Source organism: Mesorhizobium sp. WSM4806 (genome assembly GCF_055811635.1).
Map to the genome: position 1 here is coordinate 22,583 of NZ_JBVVQZ010000035.1, position 6,082 is coordinate 28,664.

8 protein-coding genes are annotated in these 6,082 nt (G+C 65.3%); 2 read left to right on the forward strand and 6 right to left on the reverse strand.

From position 1 onward, the window contains the following. Nucleotides 1-42 precede the first annotated feature (42 nt). Nucleotides 43-930, forward strand: coding sequence for a methyltransferase domain-containing protein (locus tag AC0L2M_RS33290; protein WP_473537062.1), 888 nt, complete (start codon nt 43-45; stop codon nt 928-930). 28 nt (nt 931-958) lie between these two features. Here AC0L2M_RS33290 and AC0L2M_RS33295 read toward each other — a convergent pair whose 3' ends face one another. From AC0L2M_RS33295 to argJ, 5 genes are all read right to left on the reverse strand, one after another. Next, nucleotides 959-1,138: a Flp family type IVb pilin gene (locus AC0L2M_RS33295; protein WP_023797290.1), complete on the reverse strand. Its 180-nt coding sequence runs from the start codon at nt 1,136-1,138 to the stop codon at nt 959-961. Nucleotides 1,139-1,237: 99 nt separating this feature from the next. Next, the gene (locus tag AC0L2M_RS33300) at nt 1,238-1,579 is read right to left on the reverse strand and encodes a hypothetical protein (protein WP_023797289.1); all 342 of its coding nucleotides are present in this window, start codon (nt 1,577-1,579) and stop codon (nt 1,238-1,240) included. A 111-nt stretch (nt 1,580-1,690) separates the two neighbouring features. Continuing rightward, the gene (locus tag AC0L2M_RS33305; protein WP_023797288.1) at nt 1,691-2,113 is read right to left on the reverse strand and encodes a (deoxy)nucleoside triphosphate pyrophosphohydrolase; all 423 of its coding nucleotides are present in this window, start codon (nt 2,111-2,113) and stop codon (nt 1,691-1,693) included. After that, a complete protein-coding gene (locus AC0L2M_RS33310; protein ID WP_031254151.1) occupies nt 2,110-2,889 on the reverse strand; it encodes a GNAT family N-acetyltransferase in 780 nt (259 codons plus the stop codon). The genes AC0L2M_RS33305 and AC0L2M_RS33310 overlap by 4 nt, the downstream gene beginning before the upstream one ends. After that, complete coding sequence (argJ, locus tag AC0L2M_RS33315) at nt 2,889-4,130, reverse strand: bifunctional glutamate N-acetyltransferase/amino-acid acetyltransferase ArgJ (RefSeq protein WP_287347336.1); 1,242 nt, start codon at nt 4,128-4,130, stop codon at nt 2,889-2,891. Before argJ ends, AC0L2M_RS33310 begins: the two co-directional genes overlap by 1 nt. Before the next feature lie 193 nt (nt 4,131-4,323). On the opposite strand from argJ, the gene AC0L2M_RS33320 reads away from it, so the two are divergent. Continuing rightward, nucleotides 4,324-4,980 carry a TetR/AcrR family transcriptional regulator gene (locus tag AC0L2M_RS33320; protein ID WP_473537063.1) on the forward strand — a complete coding sequence of 219 codons (657 nt, stop codon included), beginning with the start codon at nt 4,324-4,326 and terminating at the stop codon, nt 4,978-4,980. A gap of 284 nt (nt 4,981-5,264) precedes the next feature. On the opposite strand, the gene AC0L2M_RS33325 is transcribed toward AC0L2M_RS33320, so the two are convergent. Beyond that, a partial coding sequence (locus AC0L2M_RS33325; protein WP_287176612.1) for a peptidylprolyl isomerase occupies nt 5,265-6,082 on the reverse strand: 818 nt, incomplete at its 5' end.

Sequence of the window (6,082 nt, forward strand, 5' to 3'; positions counted from 1 at the left end):
TCCGCCACCCTATATCAGAGTGCGGAAACCAGGAACTGTCAGTTGCAACCTATAGTCGATACCTCTCTCTGGCTGGCGCACAAGCGCCGGGCCCTCGCCAGCCCGGCTGCCGGCGCGGATTTCCTGATGCGGCGGGCGGCCGAGGAACTCGCCGACCGGCTGGGTGCAGTGGAACGCAAATTCGACAGGGCGGCCGTCCTGTTTTGCCAGACGCCGGCGGCAGTCGACGTGCTCGCGACAAGCGGCAAGGTGGCGGACATCGTGCGCGTCGAGGCGGATGCGGCTTTCCTGGGCGACGGGGCGGGGGGCGATGCCGCGGGACTGGTGGCGCCGTTGGAGACCGTGCCATTCGAGCCGGAAAGCCTCGACCTCGCGGTGTCGCTTTTGTCGCTTCAGGCAATGAACGACATTCCCGGCATGCTGGTGCAAATCCGCCGCGCACTGAAGCCGGACGGTCTTTTCCTAGGCGCTTTTGCCGGCGCCGGCACGCTTTCCGAGCTGCGCGAATGCCTGCTCGCCGCCGAGACCGAGTTTTACGGCGGCGCCAGCCCGCGCGTCATCCCGTTCACCGACGTGCGCGACGCCGGCGCGCTTTTGCAACGCGCCGGTCTGGCCTTGCCCGTCGCCGACGTCGAGACGGTGACGGTGCGCTACGATTCCCTGTTCGGCCTGATGGCGGACCTGCGGGCGATGGGCGAGACCAGCGCGCTCATCGACCGCAGCAGGCGACCGGCCACACGAAAGCTGTTTGCCCGCGCCGCCGAAATCTATGCCGAACGATTTTCGGATGCCGATGGCCGCGTCAGGGCGAGTTTTCCGATCGTCTGGATGTCAGGCTGGGCGCCCGACGCCTCGCAGCAAAAACCGATGAAGCCGGGCTCGGCAAAACTGTCGCTGAAGACAATCCTGGAAAATCCCGGCCGGCGCTGACCGGTTTATTATGGACGCGGCTGGTCGGTTACTGCGCGAAAGCCTTCACAAGCTTGCTGGCATTGTCGCTGAACAGCCACGTGATTGCGTCGGCGACCTTGCCGACGCCGCCTACGATGGTAAGCGACAGCACGGCCACGATCAGCCCATATTCGACAGCCGTCGCGCCGGTCTTGTCTTCCCAAAATCGTTGCAGCAATGTTTTCATGGCCGTCGATCCCGCTTGCCGGAACCCTAGCGCGGACCTGTTAAGAAAGGTTAATGACACAGGCTTAACAGGCGATGAAAGCACCCGCTTTGGCCGGTGTCAGCAGTCGCCGCTGCGCTGGCCATTGTCGCGTATCACGCAGATCGAAGTGGGCAGCGGCTGCAGCACGCTCCTGCGCAGCGTGTAGGTATCACGACGGCCGGTCGAGCCCGTGCTTCCAATCGAACCCGTGCTTTCAACCGACCCTGTGCTCATCCTGTCGAGGCCGCCGGCAAAATCGTCGCGGGCTGATCGCGTCCGGTTGTCGAGCAAGGGCGTGGCGATCAGGGCCAGCGCCACCGCGGCCGAGCCGAACAAAAGCGTGATCCGCAATATTCCCATGCCGGCAGCCCTAAAGCTGCGGTCGGGTCGGATCGAATCCCAGTCCCTGTCGAGGCTCATGCAACCGCCCTCCGGCGAAGGCCTGGACACGACCTTCCTTCGATTTCTGCCGTCATTTTTTCACGGCCAGATAAATCTTCCATTAACGTTGTCTATGTCTCGGAGGGCAAATCACAGAAGATCGATGAGGAACTGGATCAGCGGCGCGTCGGCCGGCGGCATCGGAAAATCGCGCATCTGGCGCGGCCGCACCCATTTCAGCACCTGCCCCTCCTTCGGCTGCGCGATGCCGCGGAAGCGACGGCAGACGAACAGCGGCATCAGCAGGTGAAAATCATCGTAGGAATGGCTGGCGAAGGTGAACGGCGCCAGGCAGGGAATATCGGTTTCGATGCCGATCTCCTCGTACAATTCGCGGATGAGGCATTCTTCCGGCGTCTCGCCGGGCTCGACCTTGCCGCCCGGAAACTCCCACAGGCCGGCCAGTTGCTTGCCTTCGGGGCGCTGCGCCAGAAGCACGCGGCCGTCGGTATCGACCAGCGCGCAGGCTGCGACCAGGAGCAGGCGCTTGCCGACAGGGTGCGGGCCGGTCATGCGCCGGGCGGCCGGCGATAATGGTAACGATAGACTTCGTCGAACCCGAGCGAACGATAAAGCGCCAGCGCCGGCGCGTTGTCGGCCTCGACCTGCAGCCAGGCTTCCCGGGCGCCGCGCAGCCGTGCCCATTTCAGCGCCGACAGGATGAGGTGGCGGCCATGGCCCTGGTTGCGAACCGATTTGTCGGTGGCGATCTCGAACAGCCCGGCAAGATCGCCGTCATGGACGCAGATCAGCGTCGCCAGCGGTTCGGTGCCGTCTTCGAGCGCGAACAGCCCGGCCTCCGGCTGGATGGCGCCGATGATCTCCGACAGGCCCGGCCGCAGAGACACATCCGAGCCGCTTACCTTGAGCGCCGCGCCGATGAAGCGGCTGATGTCCTTCAGCGGGATCTGGTCCATGGCGGCATCGAGCTGGGCGTCCGCCAGCGGCAGCCGCATCACCAGCGATTCGTCGAATGTGCTCCAGCCCTCGCTGTCGAGATGTTTGGCAAGGATCGGCCCCGACAGCGGCGATATGCGGAAGGTCAGCGGCCGGCCATAGGCGTCGAAACGGCGGCTGGCGCGGCCGATGCGATCGGCAATGTGCTGGATGTCGCCCGGATCGAGCGGGTTGACGGAATTCAGCCGCTTGGCCGGATGGCCCGCCGTCAGCCGCACCACCCAGGTGCCGTCATAATGCACGGCCGCCGCCGGCCAGGCGCGAAAGCCGGCCGCCTCGTAGCGGCGCACGATGGCAAGCACGCTTGCCGGATGTCTGGAAACCAACGCCATCAACTCCGATAATCGCCGTTGATGGCGACATACTCCTTGGTGAGGTCGCAAGTCCACACCGTCGCCTTGCCGCGGCCGATGCCGATATCGGCACGGATGCGGATCTCGTCGCGCTTCATGTAGGCCGACGTCGCCTCCTCGGAGTAGGCGGCGTCGCGCTCGCCCTGATGCGCCAGCCTGATGTCGCCGAACCAGATCGACAGCAGGTCGCGGTCGGCCGGTTCGCCGGCCTTGCCGACGGCCATGACCACGCGGCCCCAATTGGCGTCTTCGCCGGCGACCGCCGTCTTGACCAGCGGCGAATTGGCGATCGACAGCGCGATGCGCTTGGCCGAGCGGGCCGATTTCGCGCCGGTGACGGTGACCTCGACCTGTTTTCGCGCGCCCTCGCCGTCGCGCACCACTTGCAGTGCCAGCGCTTTCAGCACCTTGCCGAGCGCGCGGCGGAAGGCGCCAAGGCGCGCATCGCCGGCATTCGTGATATCAGGCGCGCCGCGCCGGGCGGCCGTGCCGGTGGCGAACATCAGCAGTGTGTCGCTGGTCGAGGTGTCGCTGTCGACGGTGACCGCATTGAAGGTCTTGGCGGTGCCGCGCGACAAAAGATCCTGCAGCACGGGGGCTGCGATCGGCGCGTCGGTAGCGATGAAGGAGAGCATCGTCGCCATGTCGGGCGCGATCATGCCGGCGCCCTTGGCAATGCCGTTGATGGTGACGTCGGCGTCGCCGAGTTTTACCGTCGCGGTCGCCAGTTTCGGATAGGTGTCGGTGGTCATGATCGCCTTGGCGGCTTCGGTCCACAGGTCCGGCCTGCCGTTCCTGACCAGTCCGGCGAGCAGATGGCCGAACTTGCCGGCATCGAGCGGCTCGCCGATGACGCCGGTCGAGGCCAGAAACACCTCGTCCGGCGTGCAGCCCGCAGCCTTGGCCGCAGCTTCGCCGGTCATTGCCGTGGAGGCTCGGCCCTTGCTGCCGGTGAAGGCATTGGCATTGCCGGAATTGACGACCAGGACGCGCGCCTTGCCGGCGCTAAGATTCTGCCGGCAGAAATCGACCGGCGCCGACGGGCATTTCGACTTGGTGAACACGCCGGCGACCGTGGTGCCGGCATCGAAGACCATGGTCAGCAGGTCGGTGCGGTTCTTGTACTTTATCCCGGCCTCGGCTGTGGCGATGCGGGCGCCCTCGATGTCAGGCATGTTGGGATATTTCTTCGGCGCGAGCGGCGAAATCGTGGCTGACATGAGGACCTCGGGCGGGAAAAACGCAAGGGGAACGCCGGTTTGCCCGATAGCGGGCGCCGGCGCAAGGGCGTTTGATGTTGGGCACATGCCCTTTCTCATCGAAACGAACGTTCAGTTGCGCGAAACGGACCGTTTCGTTTCGTCGAGAGAGCGTGTACGATCTGCCGACGAAAAAGCATCGAAGGAAAACAGGATGGGGCTGGATCGGGGGCGCAGGTCGATCGGCGCGCGGCGCAACCCCGACAGCGCCGACGCCATTCTCGACGCCGCCGAGGCAGTTCTGGTCGAGGCCGGTTATTCCGGCTTCTCGATCGAAGCGGTGGCGCGGCGGGCGCGTGCGGGAAAGCCGACAATCTATCGCTGGTGGCCGAGCAAGGCCGCCTTGCTGTTCGACGTCTATCAGCGGCTAAAGCGCGTCGATTATCCCGATACCGGCAACCTCGAGGACGATCTCGTCGGCTTCCTCAAAAGCCTGTTCTCGCACTGGCGCGAAACATCGTCAGGCAGCATCTTCAGATCGCTGATCGCCGAGGCGCAGTCGGACGCAATGGTGGCCGCCGTGCTTGCCGAATACACCAAAGGACGCCATGCCCATACCGGCCAGATGATCGAACGCGCCAAGGCAAGAGGCGAAGTCGCGGCCGACGTCGATTCCACGCTCGTCGCCGACCTGGTCGCCTCGTTTGCCTGGACGCATCTCTTGACCAATCGCCTCGACGAAGACGAAACGACGCTGCGCAAGGCGGTTGGCTATCTGTTGAAGGGCATAGAAGCTGACGATGCCGGCTCGGTCGACGGCGCGGCTGTCCGGCGGAGGCGTCGACGTGTCATCGGTCGCACCGCCCGGTAGAGCGGCAGGGTGGCGGGGCAAGACCCTGGCGTGGTGCAGACCACCAGAGGAACAATTGTCGGAGGCTGCGCTGCCCCTCATCGCCCTGCCGGGCACTTCTCCCCGTATAGTGACGGGGAGAAGGACGCCTTCGCAACGGATTTCGCCAACCTCCAGCGTTGCAGGAATGGCGCCGGGGTCGCGGCCAGCCCCCTTCTCCCCGTCACTACACGGGGAGAAGATGCCGGCAGGCAGATGAGGGGCGGCGCCGACGCCAACAATTTTGCACAGGCGATTGCCCTCGCCTACTTGGTGTTTTCCAGCGCGTCGACCGTCTTCTTCAGCTTCTCGTCCGGGATCTCGACCTTGGCCTGGGCGCGCAGCGACTTGACCAGCGCGATGTATTTGTCGCGGATGACAGCCTGACGGGCCTGATCCTTGACCTGGTCGAAGGCCGGTGGCTGCTTGGCCCGCTTGTCCTCGACCTGGATGACGTGCCAGCCGAACTGCGACTGCACCGGCTGCTCGGTGTACTTGCCGACCGCCAGCGCGAACACCGCCTTGTCGAATTCCGGCACCATCTGACCGGGTCCGAACCAGCCGAGATCGCCGCCGCTGGTCTTGCCGCTCGGATCGCTGGTGTGCTCGTTGGCGAGTTTCTGGAAATCGGCGCCGCCATCGAGCTGCTTGATGATCGCATCGGCCGCTTCCTTCGTCTTCACGAGGATGTGACGGGCATGGACCTCGTTGGCCGGCGGCGTGTTGGCGATTTCCTGGTCGTAGCGGGCGCGAACCTCGGCATCGGTGATCTTGCCGACGACATCCTTCTCGACCATTTCGCCATGCAGGGCGCGCTGCTGCAGGAACGCCATGCGGCGCTGGAAGTCGGGATCCTTGTCGAGGCCGGTGGTGACCGCCTGGGCGGCCATGACCTTGATTTCGATCGCCGCCGAAAGGGCTGCGGCGCGGCGCTGTTCGGGCGGCATCTGCGCAAACTGCTGCGACAGCTCGCCTTCGGCAAGCGCAAGGTCGGCCTCGGTCAGCGACTGGCCGTTGATCGTGGCGACCACGGCGTTCGGATCGACCGGCGCGGCCGGCTGGGCGGGTGCGCCCGGTTGGGCGG

What these genes read in the sequence shown, in the direction of transcription:
- AC0L2M_RS33320 (WP_473537063.1), top strand. Translation starts at nt 4,324, where the DNA reads ATGGGGCTGGATCGGGGGCGCAGGTCGATCGGCGCGCGGCGCAACCCC.
- AC0L2M_RS33300 (WP_023797289.1), bottom strand. Translation starts at nt 1,579, where the DNA reads ATGAGCCTCGACAGGGACTGGGATTCGATCCGACCCGACCGCAGCTTT.
- argJ (WP_287347336.1), bottom strand. Translation starts at nt 4,130, where the DNA reads ATGTCAGCCACGATTTCGCCGCTCGCGCCGAAGAAATATCCCAACATG.
- AC0L2M_RS33295 (WP_023797290.1), bottom strand. Translation starts at nt 1,138, where the DNA reads ATGAAAACATTGCTGCAACGATTTTGGGAAGACAAGACCGGCGCGACG.
- AC0L2M_RS33305 (WP_023797288.1), bottom strand. Translation starts at nt 2,113, where the DNA reads ATGACCGGCCCGCACCCTGTCGGCAAGCGCCTGCTCCTGGTCGCAGCC.
- AC0L2M_RS33310 (WP_031254151.1), bottom strand. Translation starts at nt 2,889, where the DNA reads ATGGCGTTGGTTTCCAGACATCCGGCAAGCGTGCTTGCCATCGTGCGC.